17 protein-coding genes are annotated in these 17,908 nt (G+C 47.0%); 12 read left to right on the top strand and 5 right to left on the bottom strand.

Annotation, left to right across the window (positions count from 1 at the left end; all coding sequences use genetic code 11):
• The first annotated feature begins 140 nt into the window (after positions 1-140).
• Positions 141-269, top strand: a complete 129-nt coding sequence (locus tag QUA04_RS17955) for a hypothetical protein (protein ID WP_333258808.1) — start codon at positions 141-143, stop codon at positions 267-269.
• A gap of 40 nt (positions 270-309) precedes the next feature.
• Here the strand turns inward: QUA04_RS17955 and QUA04_RS17950 are convergent, their stop codons facing one another.
• The 3 genes from QUA04_RS17950 to QUA04_RS17940 all read right to left on the bottom strand — a co-directional run bounded on the left by QUA04_RS17950 (position 310) and on the right by QUA04_RS17940 (position 5,001).
• Positions 310-540 (bottom strand): hypothetical protein, encoded by a 231-nt coding sequence (locus QUA04_RS17950; RefSeq protein WP_333258806.1) that lies wholly within the window; start codon positions 538-540, stop codon positions 310-312.
• Between the two features lie 508 nt (positions 541-1,048).
• Positions 1,049-3,769, bottom strand: coding sequence for a cyanophycin synthetase (gene cphA / locus QUA04_RS17945; RefSeq protein ID WP_333258803.1), 2,721 nt, complete (start codon positions 3,767-3,769; stop codon positions 1,049-1,051).
• 338 nt (positions 3,770-4,107) lie between these two features.
• The gene (locus QUA04_RS17940; RefSeq protein ID WP_333041076.1) at positions 4,108-5,001 is read right to left on the bottom strand and encodes a cyanophycinase; all 894 of its coding nucleotides are present in this window, start codon (positions 4,999-5,001) and stop codon (positions 4,108-4,110) included.
• A 331-nt stretch (positions 5,002-5,332) separates the two neighbouring features.
• On the opposite strand from QUA04_RS17940, the gene trmD reads away from it, so the two are divergent.
• The 7 genes from trmD to larB all read left to right on the top strand — a co-directional run bounded on the left by trmD (position 5,333) and on the right by larB (position 12,123).
• Positions 5,333-6,007: a tRNA (guanosine(37)-N1)-methyltransferase TrmD gene (gene trmD / locus QUA04_RS17935; RefSeq protein WP_333258801.1), complete on the top strand. Its 675-nt coding sequence runs from the start codon at positions 5,333-5,335 to the stop codon at positions 6,005-6,007.
• Positions 6,008-6,064: 57 nt separating this feature from the next.
• Positions 6,065-7,444, top strand: coding sequence for a DUF1517 domain-containing protein (locus tag QUA04_RS17930; RefSeq protein ID WP_333258798.1), 1,380 nt, complete (start codon positions 6,065-6,067; stop codon positions 7,442-7,444).
• Between the two features lie 247 nt (positions 7,445-7,691).
• A complete protein-coding gene (gene ispF, locus QUA04_RS17925) occupies positions 7,692-8,171 on the top strand; it encodes a 2-C-methyl-D-erythritol 2,4-cyclodiphosphate synthase (RefSeq protein ID WP_333258797.1) in 480 nt (159 codons plus the stop codon).
• Positions 8,172-8,233: 62 nt separating this feature from the next.
• Positions 8,234-8,779 (top strand): hypothetical protein, encoded by a 546-nt coding sequence (locus tag QUA04_RS17920; RefSeq protein ID WP_333258795.1) that lies wholly within the window; start codon positions 8,234-8,236, stop codon positions 8,777-8,779.
• Positions 8,757-9,332 carry a PIN domain-containing protein gene (locus QUA04_RS17915; RefSeq protein ID WP_333258793.1) on the top strand — a complete coding sequence of 192 codons (576 nt, stop codon included), beginning with the start codon at positions 8,757-8,759 and terminating at the stop codon, positions 9,330-9,332. Before QUA04_RS17920 ends, QUA04_RS17915 begins: the two co-directional genes overlap by 23 nt.
• A gap of 28 nt (positions 9,333-9,360) precedes the next feature.
• Entirely contained in the window at positions 9,361-11,133 is a 1,773-nt protein-coding gene (locus QUA04_RS17910; protein WP_333258791.1) for an ABC transporter substrate-binding protein, read from the top strand.
• Between the two features lie 186 nt (positions 11,134-11,319).
• Positions 11,320-12,123, top strand: a complete 804-nt coding sequence (gene larB / locus QUA04_RS17905; protein ID WP_333258790.1) for a nickel pincer cofactor biosynthesis protein LarB — start codon at positions 11,320-11,322, stop codon at positions 12,121-12,123.
• Between the two features lie 378 nt (positions 12,124-12,501).
• Here larB and QUA04_RS17900 read toward each other — a convergent pair whose 3' ends face one another.
• Positions 12,502-13,113, bottom strand: coding sequence for a hypothetical protein (locus QUA04_RS17900; protein ID WP_333258788.1), 612 nt, complete (start codon positions 13,111-13,113; stop codon positions 12,502-12,504).
• A gap of 322 nt (positions 13,114-13,435) precedes the next feature.
• Between QUA04_RS17900 and QUA04_RS17895 the strand changes: the two genes are divergently transcribed.
• The 3 genes from QUA04_RS17895 (at position 13,436) to QUA04_RS17885 (ending at position 15,110) form a co-directional block, all read left to right on the top strand.
• Entirely contained in the window at positions 13,436-13,648 is a 213-nt protein-coding gene (locus QUA04_RS17895; protein WP_015178249.1) for a chlorophyll a/b-binding protein, read from the top strand.
• 143 nt (positions 13,649-13,791) lie between these two features.
• Positions 13,792-14,331, top strand: a complete 540-nt coding sequence (gene psbP, locus QUA04_RS17890; RefSeq protein WP_333057481.1) for a photosystem II reaction center PsbP — start codon at positions 13,792-13,794, stop codon at positions 14,329-14,331.
• A 128-nt stretch (positions 14,332-14,459) separates the two neighbouring features.
• A complete protein-coding gene (locus tag QUA04_RS17885; protein WP_333258786.1) occupies positions 14,460-15,110 on the top strand; it encodes a nucleoside triphosphate pyrophosphatase in 651 nt (216 codons plus the stop codon).
• 180 nt (positions 15,111-15,290) lie between these two features.
• Here the strand turns inward: QUA04_RS17885 and QUA04_RS17880 are convergent, their stop codons facing one another.
• The gene (locus QUA04_RS17880) at positions 15,291-16,205 is read right to left on the bottom strand and encodes a calcium-binding protein (protein ID WP_333258784.1); all 915 of its coding nucleotides are present in this window, start codon (positions 16,203-16,205) and stop codon (positions 15,291-15,293) included.
• Positions 16,206-16,507: 302 nt separating this feature from the next.
• On the opposite strand from QUA04_RS17880, the gene eno reads away from it, so the two are divergent.
• Entirely contained in the window at positions 16,508-17,788 is a 1,281-nt protein-coding gene (eno, locus tag QUA04_RS17875; RefSeq protein WP_445242336.1) for a phosphopyruvate hydratase, read from the top strand.
• The last annotated feature ends 120 nt before the right edge of the window (positions 17,789-17,908 follow it).

Raw genomic sequence — 17,908 nt, 5'->3', positions numbered from 1 at the left:
CCTTTTAAGTGGACATATAAGGGTAAAGTCTTGGCTGTCTAATAGTCTGTGTATTTACGCCGAGGTGTACTAGTCAGATTGAGGAGCGCGCAGAGGTTGAGAATCGCGAGCAAGCGATCGCAGAGTTACATCAGCTTAGGGTGTTTGATCGTTCTGCGATCGCTCAGTTTTATGATGAGACGCGATCGGGCTATCTTCAAATGCGAGCCTATATCCGAATGCTAGACTATTTGCGGCTGCTAGTGTTGGAGTATTTGCAGACGGAATAAAGCTAAAGTCATCATCACAATGGAATAAACGTAACACAACTCAGTCACCTGATGAATTTTCAGAAGATGAACGTAATAAGCCTAGCAAGAAAGAAATTCCGATAGCTTGAAAAAGAGAAATTGTGGATAATCCAAACAAATCTGGCATAAGCCAGTTCCATAGAAGAACAACCAATATAGAATTAACCACTGCCCAAATCATAGCACCAGTTATTATTGTTAAGCAGCCACCACTGCAACCAGCAGTCAAAAAATCACCCAAACTATTCATGATAAATTTTCCTCATTTGTTTCGCTCTATTTAAAACAGAAAGCTCACTTGGTTAACAATAACTTCCCAAGCAAGAATAAACCCACTGCTTGCAACCAAGATATTTCCTTAAATCCAAACAGAGAAGGCATTAGCGAATTCCAAAGGAAGAGTGTCAATGGACTAACTAAAATAGCTATAAGCACCAACGATGGAATGCCAATCAAAAGAAGGAACGGAGTAGCAGAAACATACCATCGCAAATATGACCATGCTGACTGTAGACCAAAATTATGATAATTCATGCCCACCTCCTAGTAAGATGTAAACTTTGGTCTGTTTGTAAAGCCATAAAAACTTTCCGCATAAAGTCTGTTGATTAACATCATCAAATAAACAACCCTCAATGTCAATTCATAAAATTCATAACTTTGATTTCATAAAAGTCATATTTATAGATGTTTGAAAAAAAAATAGATTGGGTTTAACACAAGTAACCCAACCTATTAATTAAATGAGACTTAAGAGTTTAGCCTTGATTCACAACAGTCGGTTTTAAACTTTCCTGTGACTTTGATCGATCTAAGCCATTTTGAACTTCCACAGATTCCTTAATCGGTTTCCGGGCTTCAATTAAACTCAAAGCTTTGTTGACACCTTCAGGTAAAATCACTACCAAACTGCCGGCAGGCGCCTCATCTAAAGCCTTGTTAACGGCTGTTGTTTCGTCGAGAATCAACTCGTATTCAACTTGAGATTTCTTTGCGGTTCCTGCAGAAATCGCCTCGGCAATTCCCTGGCAAATTAACTTTGCCACAACACCGGGTTCTCGGCCGCGCCTGTCAAGATCTTCTTTGACAAGAATACGATCGAACATCTCGGCCGAAAGTTTGCCCAGCGTGACAAAATCTTCATCTCGCCGGTCTCCAGGGGCGCCGACAACCCCGATCCGCTGTCCCTGCCAATTCAGAACGAAACTGCCCAAAGCTTTGTAGCTGTGGGGATTGTGGGCGTAGTCCAGCAAAGCGTGATAGTGGCCCAATTTAAACAAATTCATCCGTCCGGGAGTTTGACCCACCGATGCTTGGAAGCTTGACAAAGCCGATCGAATATCTTCTATTTTCAATCCTTGGGCAAAAGCCGCCAAACAAGCTGCTAAAGCATTAGCAATCATAAACGGCGCGCGCCCGCCCATCGTCAGCGGCACGTTCACAGCCTGCTCAATTCTCAGCGTCCAATCGCCTTTCAAGATCGACAAATACCCATTTTCGTAAATCGCTGCCAGCCCGCCCGCAGCGGTATGTTTGGCAACCAGTTCGTTGTCCGGGTTCATGGAAAAATAGGCAATTTGAGCCTTGACACGCTGCGCCATTTGTGATACTAACGGGTCGTCTGCATTTAAAACAGCATAGCCTTTGGGCATTACCGCCTCGACGAGGACGCTCTTGAGTTTGGCCAGTTGTTCCACGGTGTCGATGTCGCCAATTCCCAAGTGATCGGCCGCGACGTTCAAGACGACGCCGACATCGCACTGATCGAAGCCGAGGCCCGATCGCAAAATTCCGCCTCTAGCCGTTTCCAGCACCGCCACTTCCACCGTTGGGTCAGACAAAATCAATTGAGCACTCTGCGGCCCGGTATTGTCTCCGGTTTCTACCAAATAATCGCCGATGTAAGTGCCGTCGGTAGTTGTGTAGCCAGTAATCTGACCGGTCTGCTTGACAATGTGGGCAAGCAGGCGAGTGGTTGTAGTTTTGCCGTTAGTTCCCGTTACCGCTAAAATCGGCACCCGGCTGGGTTGAGGTGAGGGGAAAAGCATATCGAAGACGGCGCCGGCGACGTTGCGGGGTAAACCCTGACTCGGGGCGACGTGCATTCTGAAACCCGGTGCTGCGTTAACTTCGACGATGACGCCGTTGACATCGCGCAGCGGTTGGGAGATGTCGGGGGTTACTACGTCAATGCCGGCGATGTCCAAACCGATTATTTTGGCGACTCTGGAAAACAGCCAGACGTTTTCCGGGTGGATTTCGTCGGTGCGATCGACTGCAATTCCACCGGTACTCAAGTTTGCTGTCGCGCGCAAAAATACTCTTTCGCCGGCCGGCACTACGGAGTCCATCGCGTATCCTTGTTTTTGCAGCAAATCCAGGGACAATTTGTCGATCGTGATCCGGGTGAGCACGTTGTCGTGTCCGTCTCCTCGCTGCGGGTCGCGGTTTACTTCTTCAATAAGCTGTTCTACTGTAGACCTGCCGTTGCCTACGACGTTAGCGGGTACTCGTTCTGCGACTGCTATGACTTGCCCGTTGACTACCAATACTCTGTGGTCACGGCCGACGTAATAGCGCTCTACTATCACGCTTTTTGTTTTTGATGCCGCGCTGGCTAAGTCGTAGGCTTCTTCTGCTGCTTCCCAGGAATTGATGTCGATCGTAATGCCGCGGCCGTGGTTGCCGTCTAGGGGTTTGAGGACGATCGGATAACCGCCGACATCTTCGATCGCCCCGCGCAGTTCATCCAAATAATTAATCACCGTCCCTCTGGGAACCGGCACGCCGGCGCTGGCGAGGATATTTTTGGTACCTTCCTTGTCACAGGCAAGTTCTACCCCCAAAACTCCCGTCCGGTTGCTCAGAGTTGCCTGAATCCGCTTTTGGTGAACCCCGTAGCCGAGTTGAATCATAAACCGGGCGCTCAAAGGTATCCAAGGAATGCCGCGCGCTTCTGCTTCCTTAATCAGTGTTTCCGTGCTCGGCCCCAAGGCCGCCGAAGCAGCAAACTCTCTCAGGTCTCTCAAATCTTGGACTAATTCTGCTGCTGGATAAGTGCCTGTCTCGGCAATGCTTTGGCACAGCCGCACGCCCGCCCGGGCGGCATAGCGACCTGCTTGTTCGTTTTGATACTCAATTACTACTTGGTAAATGCCTGGGGTCGCAGTCTCGCGGGTGCGACCAAACCCGACCGGCATTCCTGCCATTTCCTGAAGTTCTAGGGCGACGTGTTCGATTACGTGTCCCATCATTGTGCCTTCTCTGACCCGTTGCAGGAATCCTCCCTGATGGCCTGGAGAACAATGATGGTCGTTCAAACTCGGAAGTGCGGTGATCAACCCTTCATAGAAGCCTGGAATTTCCGCTGTGGTTTTATCTGCCCACTCCTCTAAATCCAGACGCATCAGGACGAGTTTCTGGCGTCGGATGCTCCAGTAGTTGGGGCCGCGTAAGGTCTGGATTTTAAGTATTTTCATGGCAGTTAGAGGGGTATGGGGCGCGAAATCTTATAGATAATTGGAGCATTTATTCAATTTCGATCTAGATTGCTCGATCGACTGTTCGCTGCGAACAGTTTGGGAGTGAATTTCCAGTTATGGGCTACCCAATTGAAAATTCATGCCCCTGCGATCGGCTAAAAACAAGTACATGTCCATGGCTAGCACAAACTGAAAGCCCAAAGCTAGAATTTTCTGTGGTTATTCCTGCTGGCGTCAGCCCGTGGCTGCTTGGGAATCTATTCTATTGTTGTATCCATGATTCGGCCGGAATGCCGCCTAATTTCTGCCGAATCAATGACAAGACATATTCTAGGTTAGTTGGCTGTGCGGCATTCGGGGGGCCAGCCAGACTCGGAACACGCTCCCGATGGCATTGGTTTGCCTAGGGGCATATTGTAGCAATCTCCGTGACACAGAACGTGCAAGCGCATATTGAACAGACTTAAGGGTTCTGTCGCTCCTACCATAGACTCATTGGTATAAAAATTTTCCCGAGAATCAACAATAGTCACAGTGCCTTTACCGAGAATTTTCATAGTATCGTCTCCCTCAAACAAGGCGCAGGTGTCTTCGTCAATACCAATAGCGAGGCGATCGGGATGGCAGGCCACAGCCGACAGCAAGCGAGCCATGCGGTTGCGGTTGTGAAAATGCTGATCGACGATGATCTCAGGAATAATGTTAAGTCCGTTTGCCATGTCTACTAAAGAGCGGTTTGGTGACGCCCCACTCCCACCGCCTGCAATCATGTGATATCCCATCACCGCAGCACCCGCGCTGGTGCCAGCGAGGGTAATCTTGCCTTCGAGAGTTTCTTTGCGAATTTTCTCCATCAGCGGGGTGTCCGCCAGCAGTCCACAGAGCCGCAGTTGGTCGCCGCCTGTAATGAATACGCCCGTACAGTCTTCTAAGTAATCTTTCCAGACGGGGTTTTCCCCTTGTTCGCGTTCGCGGATGTCCACTACTTTGACTGCACTAACGCCCATTTCGTCAAATATGGTGCGGTAGCGGTTGCTAATTCCTTCGGGATCTCGCGAAGCGCACGGAACGATCGCCAGCCGAGCGTTTGCACCCCCAGCGCGGCAAAAAAAGGTGTTCAGAATCTCTCGCCCGTGAACTTTGTCTTCGGCTCCCCCGATGACCATAATCGAGGTTTTGGTGCGCTGGGGAATATTGTGTTCAAGGGCTTGAGATGTCAACTGCTGCATGGTGTGTCTTCCTCTGTTGGATGTGAAATTCAATTTTGCCGTTGCTGTGCGTAGAATAGAGCTTTTTAAGAATAAATTTTTGTTTGTGCAAGTGAGGTGCGATCACCGATCGCACTATCCCGCAGTTGTTTGGGGGCGAGTTTACTTGCAGTCGCTGTCATGAAAAACAGATTATTTTTGTACAAAACCGGCCCGCCGACACAGGAAGAGAATTTAACTTGCCAAAATTTTCAGAAATTATAAGAAATTATAAAGAATAAAGCAATTACTGAAAACTGAACTCCCTCTAAAGGTCAAACTAGAGGTGATGTATCAATAAATTCCAATAATTGTGCGCTTTGACGTAGTTACCTTATTTCCAGAATTTTTCCGGGCTCCCCTGGAGTCGGGACTGATGGGCAAAGCCTTAGCTAAAAAGATTGCTGAGGTGAATTTTGTCAATCCCCGCAATTTTACCACAGACAAGCACCAGCGAGTCGATGATGAGCCTTACGGGGGCGGAGTGGGGATGCTGATGAAACCGGAACCGATTTTTGCTGCGGTGGAGTCGCTGCCGATTTTGCCAAGGCGAGAAGTGATTTTGCTGACTCCCCAGGGGGAACCGATGCAGCAGGCGATGTTTCGGGAGTTGGCGGCCGATCGCGATCAGTTGGTGTTGATTTGCGGTCATTATGAAGGTGTGGACGATCGAGTCCTGCATTTGGTCACTCGCGAGGTGTCTTTGGGGGATTTTGTGCTCACGGGGGGCGAAATTCCGGCTTTAGCTTTGATTAATGGGGTTTTGCGATTGCTGCGGGGAACTGTGGCGAAGGAAGATTCGCTGAAGTTTGAGAGTTTTGAAGACGGACTTTTGGATTATCCCCAGTACACTCGACCGGCGGATTTTCGGGGATTGAAGGTTCCTGACGTGTTGTTGTCTGGTAATCACGCAGAAATTGCTCGCTGGCGCAAGCAACAGCAAATTGAAAGAACGCGCCAAAGGCGACCGGATTTGCTAGCAGATTAGTGAACTCTTGACTCTTAACAGTCTTGGTTGAGCATCCTATTTTTAGCAGAGAAATTTATGTTAAAAAATCAACTTTTGTGCTGTACGGCGATCGCCTTTTTGCTGGCCGCTGAAGTTACTGTAAATTTAACTCCTAGCAGCGGTGGCAAATGGTTACAGATTAACCGGGAAGCTTTGGCCCGAAGCAGTGGCGGAAGTAGTGGCGGAAGTAGTGGTGGGCGATCGTCTTCTTCTAGTTCTAGTTCCAGTTCCAGTCGCTCTACCAGTACCTCGCCTAGCCGTTCTAGCTCTTCTAGTTCTTCTAGTTCTTCTAGAAACAGCTCGTCTGGCACTTCTTCTAGTTCCATTCCCAGCCGTCCCAGCACCAGTGGAAACACTGGGGGAAGAGTTCGCAGCGGCTCTTTTGAAAAGCCGGCTTCACCCGCACCTGTCGCCGCACCTAACCCTCCAATTCCCCAACAATATGGAAATAACAGAACAGTAATTATTCAGCAGCGCACCTATAATTCAAGGTCAAGTTATGCAGTTCCTTACAATGCCGATAACAGTCAGCGCAATACTGGTTATAATCCAGAGCCAGCAGTTAATCCAACGCCAATCACCACTGATAATTCGGGCAACGGGGAACTCGTAGCGCCCTCTTCAGACAATCCCGGTAACAGTCAGCCAAATACTGATTATAATCAACAGCCAGTAATTAATCCAGCACCAATTCCCACTGAAAATACCTCTGACAACGCTCCGAGTTCGCCATCATCTGAGGATTGGAAATTGTTTTGGTTTTGGCTGTTTGTTTCGGTAGGGGGTGTAGCGTTAATCGCTTACTGTATTTACTATTATCGACCCCAGTCGGGAGATAAAAATAAAAAACCTATTTTTGCAGTCAGCAAATTGCAAGTTGCCATGTTAGTTGGAGCTTGCCCAGGAGTTCAAAGTCAGCTAACTGAATTGGCTTTAAGTTCTAACTTAGAAAGTGCGGCAGAGAGAGCAGAGTTTTTGCAAGAATCTGTTTTGATTGTTTTGCGTTCGCGCGACAATTGGACTCACGTTGGCGGAAATTCCCAGATATTTGCGAGTCGGGAGGAAGCGGGGAAAATATTCAATCAACTCTCGATTCAAGAACGCAGCAAGTTAAGTGTAGAAACTCTGAGTTTGGTTAACGGCGACATCCGCCGCACACAGTCTGTCACTGCTGGCGATCGAGGGCATGGAGAGTATATTGTAGTGACGTTTTTGATTGGCACAGAGGATGTCAGACCGCTGTTTGGAGACATTCGCGATGTTGAAAAATTGAAAATAGCGTTAGAGAAATCGGCGGCGAGTCCTGCGGATAAGTTGCTGATTTTTGAGTTGATTTGGAGTCCGCAGGAGGAAACGGATAGTTTGACGGGCGATGAGTTGTTGAGTTCCTATCCAGAGTTGATTCAGGTTGGTTGATGGTTGATAGCTGAGGGCGATCGCGCTAGTTTTAAGTAAAATAATCCTGGACGCATGGGTATGTAGAAAGCGGGTTGGATAGCGCGTCTACTTTTTTCCAAACCCCACCCAGGGTAAAAAACTCGGTTTGTTTGTTCCGAGTCGGTAAGTTTTAGTAAAAAGCTCGATCGCCCAAAAAACTCAATTATCCTCAGACAAAATATGAAATAATTGTCTACTGTCTGCTTTTCTCAAAAATCTACTTTACATGAACATCCGCATCGGCAACGGCTACGACATTCACTGCTTAGTTCCAGAACGCCCCCTCATCCTCGGCGGCGTGCACATTCCCCACGAATTAGGCTTATTAGGACACAGCGACGCCGATGTACTTACCCACGCTATCATGGATGCGATGCTCGGAGCTCTCAGCTTAGGAGATATCGGGCTGTATTTCCCGCCAACTGACCCGAAATGGAAAGGTGCTGATAGTCTCGTACTGTTGGCACAAGTGAATCAGTTAATATTAGATAAAGGCTGGGAAATCGGCAATATTGATTCGGTGGTGGTGGCCGAACGTCCAAAGCTGAAACCGTATATTGAGCAAATGCGCGATCGGCTTTCTGCTGTCCTACAATTAAAACCCGACCAAATCGGCATCAAAGCTACTACAAACGAAAAGTTAGGGCCGGTGGGGAGAGAAGAAGGAATTGCAGCCTATGCTGTAGTTTTGGTAAGCAAAAAATAAAACTCGGGTGTGATAGTAGAAGTTGAATTTACTTAAACTTATACCCTAAGAAGGCTGAAAACATGGAAACTGAAACCTTGGAAGTAGAATTACCCATAGACGCGGATATTGTCGCGTTGGATAAGGACGATGGGGTAGTCGTGCTAATCGAAGTCAAAATTATTCAAGCTCAAGAAACAGCAGCAAAGCAGAGGATTGCTGACTACATGATATCTTGGATGAAAGCTGTGTTAGCGAAGATATCCGAGCAACGCACCATAATTCCCTATGCTATTTTTGTTGACACCGAACAAATTCTGATTTTCAAATGGGACGGAGTAAATTTATCTGAACCTGTTTGTTCTCTAAATACTGGTGAGATACTTCGTTATTATGAGCCTGAATTTGGTAAAAAATGGATATCTGAGCGTTACTTAGAGAGTCTAATTGAATCGTGGCTGCGAGACTTAGCATATAATTGGAAATCTGAGATGCCACCAGCATCAGAACAGATAGCAATAATTGGCTTGTTACAAAGGCTGGCTGGTGGAACAACAAAATCAGGAGTACGACTTGGTAATTTTGTATATAGAGACAAACTTCTTGATGAGTATTGCCACAGGGCGTGACCCTCAAGCAAGTACGTTACTAAGGCAAATGCCAGCATCTGTAGAGTTGACAATACCCAGTATTTGCTACCTGGAATCTTTCTCTGCTTTAGAGGACGAAGTGAAGCGACACAACTATTTCAAGCAGCAACTTGACAATCAAATCAGCGAAGCTAATCGAGATTTGACTTCGCAGCACGCCCGGTCTCTATTTTTAAAATTAGCTCAGTCTAAAATCGACTATGAAAGACGACTAGAGGATATAGATTTGCGTCTGCGCGAATCTATTGAGCAGTTGTCTCAAAATGCTGAGATGATTGATTTAACAGCTAATCTTATTCAAGAAAGCTTGAATGCAACTATCATCGCCAAAGACCCAACAGATAATTTAATTCTACACTGTATCTTGAGTCATGCCCGCTTGCGCCCCACAGAAACCCAAGTATTTCTAAGTGGCAACGTCAAAGAATTTCGCAAACTACCAGAAGTTCAAGATGCTTTGCAAGAAGCCGGGATAACAAAGTATTTTTCGCGCACTGAAGACTTTATTGGTTGGTTACAATCTCAGTCATAGTTGCACGCAGGTGGTAAACTAAAAAATTATGAAAATTTCTATTATGCTATATTCAAGACTGCGTTGGCTGGCGATTTTACTGGTGGCAATTGCCACTATAACTCTGTCTGCGTGTACTCCAGCCCGATCGAACTTAGTAAACAGACTCATCGTTCCCACCCCCAGCGGCCCAGCTACCTTTAACTACCCGCTAAATCAATCTGCATACAGCGTTTTTGGCTATATGTACGAGGGATTGATCAACGAAAACGGCTTGACATCCGAGTTAGAACCCGGTTTAGCCGAGTCCTGGGAAGTTTCTAAAGATGGTAAAAAGATTGTCTTCACCCTGCGAGAGGGTTTGAAATGGTCGGACGGCGAACCGATGACTACTGATGACATTATCTTCAGCTATGAAAAGATTTATTTCAATGACAAAATTCCTAGCGGTTTGAAAGATACTCTGAGGGTTGGCATGAGTCGCCAATTCCCAAAAGTTAAAAAAATTGACAGCCGCCGCGTTGAATTTTCCGTTGCAGAACCCTTTGCTCCATTTATTAGATATGCTGGGGGAATCCCTATTTTACCCGCTCATATTTTACAGGAATTTGTAGAAAATACAGATGCAGACGGCAAGCCTAAATTCCTGGCTACTTGGGGCACGGATACTGACCCTAAAAAAATTGTCGGCAACGGTCAATACCGAATGCTGAGTTATACTCCTAATCAGCGCGTGGTTTTGGAACGAAATCCGTATTTTTGGCGCAAAGATGCAGAGGGAAATGTCCAGCCTTACATCCAGCAAATTGTTTGGCAAATTATCGAAAATACTGATAATCAACTGCTGAATTTTCGCTCGGGTGATTTGGATACTCTGAATGTGGAACCGGAAGTGTTTCCGCTGCTGAAACGGGAGGAAAAACGTGGCAAATATACGGTCTTTAACGGCGGGCCGGATACTGGCAGCGTGTTTATGTGTTTCAATTTGAATAAGGGGCGCAATGCTCAAAATCAGCCGTTTGTAGACCCGGTTAAGTCTCGGTGGTTCGCGAGTAAGGAATTTCGGCAGGCGATCGCCTACGGCATCAACCGATCTGCCATGACTAACAATATCTATCGCGGACTTGGCGCGCCGCTGCATTCCCCAATTCCGGCGCAAAGTCCGTTCTACCTGTCCCCAGAAGAGGGATTGAAAACTTACAGTTACGATCCGCAAAAAGCCAAAGAGTTGCTGTTAAGTGCTGGTTTTAAATATAATAGTGAGGGTCAATTATTGGATGCGGAGGGCAACAAAGTCCGATTTACTTTGTTGATGGCTGCGGGTAAAAAAGTTCGGGAACAAATGGGAACGCAAATTAAGCAAGATTTAGGCAAACTGGGGATGCAAATTGATACGCAGTTCCTGAGCTTTAACACTTATGTGGAAAAGCTGCGATTGACGCGGAATTGGGATACTTACCTCGGCGGTTTTACGGGAGGTACTGAACCGCACAGCGGCTACAATATTTGGTCTGTTAACGGCACGCTGCACAGTTTTAACCAGGGCCCGCAAGCCGGAGAACCGCCGATTAAGGGTTGGAAAGTTGACGACTGGGAGCAGAAAATCGATGACCTTTACGTGAAAGCTTCCCAGGAGCTTGATGAGGCTAAGCGCAAGGAGCTTTATGGGGAGACGCAGCGGGTTATAGCAGAACAAGTGCCGTTTATCTATATGGTGAATCCGCTGACTTTTGAGGCGGTGCGCGATCGCGTTTCGGGAATTCGCTACAGTGCCCTCGGCGGTGCTTTCTGGAATTTGTACGAGTTGAAAATAACAGAATAGTCAGTCGATTTTAGATTTTAGATTTTAGATTTTAGATTTGATTTACTCTAAAGATGAATCTGGGAACTTGAACCTTAGTCTAAAATTTGGGGTCGAGCGCGACAGAAGTCGGGGGCGTGTATCCGTTTTTGGGCGGATCGTTAATCAGCAGTCAGCAGTCAGCAATCATTAGTCAGTTATTAATTAATGGAACCTAAAATTTTACAGAAGTTACTCGAATCTGTGGCGGCCGGCGATATTAGCCCGATCGCAGCTTTGGATAAATTAAAGCATTTTGACTTTGAACAAGTCGGCGATTTTGCCAAAATTGACCACCACCGCACTTTAAGAACCGGTTTTCCTGAAGTAATTTGGGGCCCAGGGAAAACGCCCGACCAAATTGTTGACATTATCGAGGCTATGCGCGGGCGAAATTCTGCGGTGATGGCGACACGAATCGAACCGGAAGTTTTCGAGCAATTGCAACAAAAAATACCCGATTTGTGCTACTACCAAAAGGCTCGAATTTGTGCAATTTCTGCTAATTGCTCAACTCCGCAGCATCCGGGTACTGTGACTATTATCAGCGCGGGAACGGCGGATTTGCCTGTAGCGGAAGAGGCGGCAATTACTGCGGAACTTTGCGGTTTTCAGGTGCGACGTTTGTGGGATGTGGGAGTTGCCGGCATTCACCGCTTGCTGAGCAACCGGCACGTTATTGCCGATGCTGATGTATTGATTGCGGTTGCGGGTATGGAAGGTGCTTTGGCGAGTGTGGTTGCGGGTTTGGCAGATTGTCCGGTGATTGCTGTGCCGACGAGTGTAGGTTACGGCGCGAGTTTTGGCGGGATTGCTCCTCTTTTAACTATGCTCAATTCTTGTGCGGCTGGTGTGGGTGTGGTGAATATTGATAATGGGTTTGGGGCGGCGATTTTGGCTTGTCAAATTCTGAGAACTGCTGGCAAAGTAAAGAGAAGAGGAGAGGGCGAGAATGGGAGAGAGGGGGAATAGTTAGAAACCCCCTCTATCAGATAAGACTAAGGCCAACTGTCACAGGACGATCGATTTTTAGGGTGCATCTTGCACCATTCTCAAGAAGAGGCTTTCCGGCCTGTTCCACAAACAGTGAGTTTTCTTGTGGGGTGGGCCGAAGAGCCCGCCCGTAAAAAACCTAATTGAAAATGGTGCAACATCTCAGGTGCGTCAGACTCCGTTATTGAAAGATTATTGAAGATTTCCGGTAGTAGAGCAAGTAGAGCACCTTACTATATATGCCAGTGGCGTCCAGGAGGGCCAGACTCGGCGGTTGAAACCGCGTCTAAACTTGCCTCTCGTCCCAGCAGAGGGCGACTAAAAAATACAGGAGGATGATTAAAGCCGGGTTTGATATTACTTGCTTGCCAGCCAAATCGGATAAGCAGAAGAATCCTCAGCTTTTAACTTTTGCGCCTGATAACTCTTGCTAGTCCAACTAGCCACAGTTTGCAGGCTTTCTGTCAAACAACTTTCGCTGCCAAACGCTTCAAATCCCAAAGTCCACCACGCGCTGCCGTTAATGTTCAACTGAGTAAGTTCCACGGTGCAACCTTGGGGAATTGGGGCTTCCACAGGCACAGATATCAGGACACCAGGGGCCGAAACTTGATAAAGACGCTGCGCTCGCTTTTTCTTGACGGCCACCCACTTTCCTGTCGCCACAATATCCGCTGGTACCGGCGCCATCGTGTCCGCACAAACCCACTTCAGCCACTTTTCGGCTTTGCCTTCCCAGCGGTTGCCGAACTGCATCGTCCCCAACTCTCCCTGACGCCACTTTACCTCCAAGGTTTTCCCACGCAGCTTCACTCCCAAGTAGTCGCAGCTTGGTACTAGCAAATATATGTCTTCCCGCTCTTCAGGAGGCGAAAGATACCCGCCGAGACTCTCGCTTCCAAACCATTGATTGATCGATTTTGGCAGTGCACCGCTATAAAACCACCGCATTTCCAGACTGGCCCGCATAAATTTTTCCTCCGTTCCACAATTTTCGTCAAACCCAGACTGGATTTGCCATACACCATCGACTTTTGTGCCTCTCCACTCTATCCTCCCCCCTCCGGGGCCCAGAGTCTACCCACAGTCATACCATTTTAGATTTTAGATTTTAGATTTTAGATTGGGGAAAGACTTACTGTATAAGGGTTTAGAGCTTGCCTACAGTTGCATTTTTTTTTAACTGGGGTCAGATCGAGGTATTTAAAAAAATTTCTCACAATCCTTTACATATCTTCACAAGTCTGTTACATTTATTTACAGTACACTAAAAACCATTTAGGAAAAAAACATGAGTAACAGAGGCTTAATGCTGGACGACCAAGGCAAAATGAACAATTTTGCGATCGAGCCGACAGTATACATCGATGACGAACCCCGCACCGGCTTTACCCCCTACGCAGAACGCTTAAACGGTCGCCTTGCCATGATTGGCTTTGTTTCTCTCTTGGCTTTAGAAGTTTCGACCAAGCACGGGCTGATTAGCTGGCTGACTCACCTGTAATGATTTTGTTAACAATTAAACTATATGGCTATGGATCGCGGGCGGTACACAAACCACGATCCATAGCTTAACTATTTTGAGGGGCAAGGTTTGGTGAGACAATTAAAATTAAATATTTTTGTTTTACCCTACCCGTAAAAAGAATGCTCAAACGAATTGCGGCAATACTTCTGGTGGTTCTAAGCCTCACCTTGACCGGTTGTGTGTCTAAAGTCACCGGACTCAAAAGCTACGTTGATACTGGCGACGGCTATCAATTTCTCTATCCTAACGGCTGGCTGCCGATCGCGGTTTCTAACGGGCCCGATGTGGTGTTCCGCGATTTGATTCAGCAAACCGAGAACGTCAGCGTGGTAATCAGTCCAGTCGCCAAGGACAAAACTTTGGCGGATTTGGGATCGCCGACGGATGTGGGATACAAGCTCAGCAAAAGTGCGATCGCTCCGGCTGATTCCGGCCGCGAAGCTGAATTAGTCAATGCAGAAGCTCGTGAATCGCGATCAAAAAACTATTACATTTTAGAATACGCCGTTAAGTTGCCAAACCAAGAACGCCACAACTTAGCAAGTGTAGCCGTTAGCCGCGGCAAACTTTTTACGCTTAACGTTTCCACTACCGAAGAACGCTGGCCAAAGGTAAAAGAAGCTTTTGAGAAAGTTGTTAAATCTTTCTCTGTTTATTAGATTAAAAAGTAGTTGGGAATGGGGAATAGGGCGCAGGGCATTGGGGATGAGGAATAGTTTAGTTGATTTTTCTTCCTTCTTCCTTCTTCCTTCTTCCTTCTCATCTCTTCCTTCTTCCTTCTTAACTTATGAAAATTCCCACTTTTGTATTAGCTTCAGCTTCTCCAGCGCGCCGCCGCCTGCTAGAAAATGCCGGCATTCAAGCTGTGATTTGCCCCAGCGACTTTGATGAAGGGCAAATACAAATGAAAGATGCCACTAATTTAGTGCAGGTTTTAGCAGAGGGAAAAGCTGAGGCTGTAGCTAAGTTTTTACTCGCTAATTCTCACCCCCAAATCCCCAATCCCAAAACGTGTTTGGTGTTGGGATGCGATTCAATTTTGCTCATAGATGGCGAAATTCACGGCAAACCAAAGGATGCGGAAGAAGCAATCTCGCGCTGGCAGAAAATGCGCGGTAAGGTGGGCGAGCTGTATACGGGTCATGCTTTAATTGATACTAGATTCGATGACTTTGATGGAGCAAGGTCGCGATCGCTCATTCGCTGTCAAGTTACAAAAGTTCATTTTGCGGAAGTTACCTCGCGCCAAATAACGGCTTACGTCGCTACCGGAGAGCCCCTCGCCTGTGCAGGCTGTTTTGCACTGGAAGGTAAAGGTGGCTTATTTGTCGAAGAAATCGAAGGATGTCACACAAATGTGATTGGTTTGAGCTTACCTCTGCTGCGGCAAATGCTCACCGAAATGGGATATGATGTGGCCGATTTCTGGCAATCTTAAAGTTTGGTGGACAGGGGACAATTTACATTGCCCATAATCTCAGAAATCGGCAGCCAGAGCAACAGTGAAATGCGTTCCCAGGCATAGCCTAGGAAGAGTATGAATTTTGCCTTTCCTCTTGTGGAATGGGCGTTTCGCCCGTCCGTGCTATGCAGATTAGCCTTGCCCACCAGTGGGTAATTATCCTAGAGCGATCGTCCCATCCGATACAGATATAAACTGAAGTTGATCGGGCAAAACATCCTTCACCAAACCCAAGATATTGCCGGTACTAGCTTCCCGAATCACCGTCGCCTTTGTATTTAACACTCTAAAATCAGCCGTTCGAGGCTGTCCCGGAGGAAAAGGGCCACTGCTATCGTAATCTCTGGCATCACCAATTGTTAAAAACCTTTCGCTCAAAACAATATCATTTCGCGTTAATCCAGATGCCAATCCAATTACATCACCTTCAGCCGGATTGTAATCGAGAATAAAATCTGCCGGCACTTCATCTACATCAAAATTGCCGCTAGGAGGCGGTTGAAGCGAACCAATTTCCCCCGAACTTGCTCCCACTTCTGTGCGGAGGACAAACAAATCTGCGCCTTCACTTCCCCAAAGTCTATCAATTCCAGTATCACCGATTAGAGTATCGTTTCCACTCTCTCCTACTAAAGCATCATTCCCTTTACCGCCGCGAATAAAGTCATTAGCCGTGCCTCCATAAACATAGTCATCACCTTGATCTCCGCTGACAAAATCGCTGCCACATTCTCCATAAAGAATGTCAAAATCTTGGCCGCCGCGAATAGTATCGCTGCCACAACCTCCGATTAAAGTATCTGTGCCGCTGTTACCGTTGATCAGTTCCGCACCACCTGAACCTCTGACGAAATCGTTACCAGCTAATGCCCGCAAACCTCCGGGAGTATTACGCAGAATTCCGTTTGCTAATTGAAATGCGTCGTCATTGGAAGTTAAGTCAAAAAAGTTGGGGTCGCTGCCTGGATTTGGCAATGGCCCTGTGAGTAATTTGGTGTTTGGGGGATCAGCAAGAATTGGGTCTGAATTTTCAGCTAATGCTCTAATTTCTCCGAGATTTGTTTCTAACATCCTAATTTTCTCCTGTTTTAATTGACTTTGTTGACATTCTGATTTAAACAAAGGTTCCAATTAAGAAATCTGCGGGAATCTGGGGTTAAAACAATCAAATTACTGTCAAACTTGCCGGAGGCTTTTATTCAACAAGCCTCGGTTATTGACACCCATAGGCTCGTCCAAATCCGCAAATATTTTGAACTGTGTACCAATAATTCTGGGGATCGCGTACTCTATTACCCGTCAGCAGTCAGCGTGGGAAAACCCAGAGACTGCTAATTGTCATGAAACCTTGAGTTAAGTCCGGAATAATTAATATGCTAGACACTGCGATCGATTCTATTCAAGCCAGAGAAATCCTCGACTCCCGTGGCCGCCCCACCATTGAAGCTGAAGTTTACCTAGCCAACGGTGTTGTAGGGCTCGCCCAAGTCCCCAGCGGTGCCTCTACAGGCTCTTTTGAAGCCCATGAACTCCGCGATGGCGACAACAAACGTTACGGCGGCAAAGGAGTCCTAAAAGCCGTCGATAACGTCGAGCACAAAATTGCCCCCGCTTTGGCTAATCTAGATGCGATCGACCAAGCACTGGTAGACAAAACCATGATTGACTTGGACGGTTCCCCCAACAAATCCCACCTCGGCGCAAATGCCATTCTCGGAGTCTCCTTAGCCACAGCAAAGGCGGCCGCCGAGACTTTAGGACTCCCCCTTTACCGCTACTTGGGCGGGCCCTTAGCTAACGTTTTGCCAGTGCCACTGATGAACGTGATCAACGGGGGTTCTCACGCTAACAATAATGTGGACATTCAAGAATTTATGATTGTCCCTGTGGGTGCGCCATCTTTTAAAGAAGCTTTACGCTGGGGTGCAGAGGTATTTGAATCCTTGAGTAAAGTCTTAAAAGCTGAGGGTTTGCTGACTGGTGTGGGTGATGAAGGCGGTTTTGCGCCTAATCTTAAATCCAATCAAGCAGCTTTAGATTTGTTGATTGCAGCTATTGAAAAAGCTGGCTACAAGCCGGGTGAACAAGTTGCTTTAGCTTTGGATGTTGCTGCTAGCGAATTTTACAAAGATGGGCAGTATACTTACGACGGTGTGGCTCATTCGCCAGCAGAATTAATCGATTATTTGGATGGTTTGGTGAGTCAATATCCCATTATTTCCATTGAAGATGGTTTGCATGAAGACGATTGGGACAGTTGGGTAGCGCTGACGCATAAAATGGGCAGCAAAGTTCAATTGGTTGGTGACGATTTGTTTGTTACTAATCGCACGCGGCTGCAAAAAGGAATTGATTTGAAAGCTAGCAATTCGATTTTGATTAAGCTGAATCAAATTGGTTCTTTGACAGAGACTTTGGATACGATCGACCTGGGCAAACGGAACAGCTATCGAGCGGTCATCAGCCACCGTTCCGGTGAAACTGAAGATACCACAATTGCCGATTTGGCGGTAGCGACTCGCGCCGGCCAAATCAAGACTGGTTCTTTGTGTCGCAGCGAACGAGTTGCAAAATACAACCGTTTATTGCGGATTGAGGATCAATTGGGCGATCGGGCAATTTATGCAGGCTCGATCGGTTACGGGCCCAAGTAACACTTGGTAATCGAAAATTTTCGTTCCCCGGCTCTGTCTGGGGACGCAGATCCGGAGGCTCTGCCTCCAATTTTCCTCGGGTCTTCGAGGCAGAGTCTCTGGATATCGGTTCCCAGGCAG

Origin of the sequence: Microcoleus sp. S13_C5 (assembly GCF_036700845.1) — a bacterium.
Taxonomy (GTDB): domain Bacteria; phylum Cyanobacteriota; class Cyanobacteriia; order Cyanobacteriales; family Microcoleaceae; genus Microcoleus.
Note: the sequence above shows the minus strand (reverse complement) of the source record. Positions and strands in the feature narration are given on the sequence as shown.

Coding starts and splice junctions, on each gene's coding strand:
- QUA04_RS17920 (WP_333258795.1), top strand. CDS start 8,234: ATGGAAACTGAAACCTTGGAAGTAGAATTACCCATAGACGCGGATATT.
- QUA04_RS17915 (WP_333258793.1), top strand. CDS start 8,757: ATGAGTATTGCCACAGGGCGTGACCCTCAAGCAAGTACGTTACTAAGG.
- ispF (WP_333258797.1), top strand. CDS start 7,692: ATGAACATCCGCATCGGCAACGGCTACGACATTCACTGCTTAGTTCCA.
- QUA04_RS17880 (WP_333258784.1), bottom strand. CDS start 16,205: ATGTTAGAAACAAATCTCGGAGAAATTAGAGCATTAGCTGAAAATTCA.
- QUA04_RS17940 (WP_333041076.1), bottom strand. CDS start 5,001: ATGCAGCAGTTGACATCTCAAGCCCTTGAACACAATATTCCCCAGCGC.
- QUA04_RS17895 (WP_015178249.1), top strand. CDS start 13,436: ATGAGTAACAGAGGCTTAATGCTGGACGACCAAGGCAAAATGAACAAT.
- cphA (WP_333258803.1), bottom strand. CDS start 3,769: ATGAAAATACTTAAAATCCAGACCTTACGCGGCCCCAACTACTGGAGC.
- QUA04_RS17930 (WP_333258798.1), top strand. CDS start 6,065: ATGTTAAAAAATCAACTTTTGTGCTGTACGGCGATCGCCTTTTTGCTG.
- QUA04_RS17885 (WP_333258786.1), top strand. CDS start 14,460: ATGAAAATTCCCACTTTTGTATTAGCTTCAGCTTCTCCAGCGCGCCGC.
- larB (WP_333258790.1), top strand. CDS start 11,320: ATGGAACCTAAAATTTTACAGAAGTTACTCGAATCTGTGGCGGCCGGC.
- QUA04_RS17900 (WP_333258788.1), bottom strand. CDS start 13,113: ATGCGGGCCAGTCTGGAAATGCGGTGGTTTTATAGCGGTGCACTGCCA.
- QUA04_RS17910 (WP_333258791.1), top strand. CDS start 9,361: ATGAAAATTTCTATTATGCTATATTCAAGACTGCGTTGGCTGGCGATT.
- eno (WP_445242336.1), top strand. CDS start 16,508: ATGCTAGACACTGCGATCGATTCTATTCAAGCCAGAGAAATCCTCGAC.
- psbP (WP_333057481.1), top strand. CDS start 13,792: ATGCTCAAACGAATTGCGGCAATACTTCTGGTGGTTCTAAGCCTCACC.
- QUA04_RS17950 (WP_333258806.1), bottom strand. CDS start 540: ATGAATAGTTTGGGTGATTTTTTGACTGCTGGTTGCAGTGGTGGCTGC.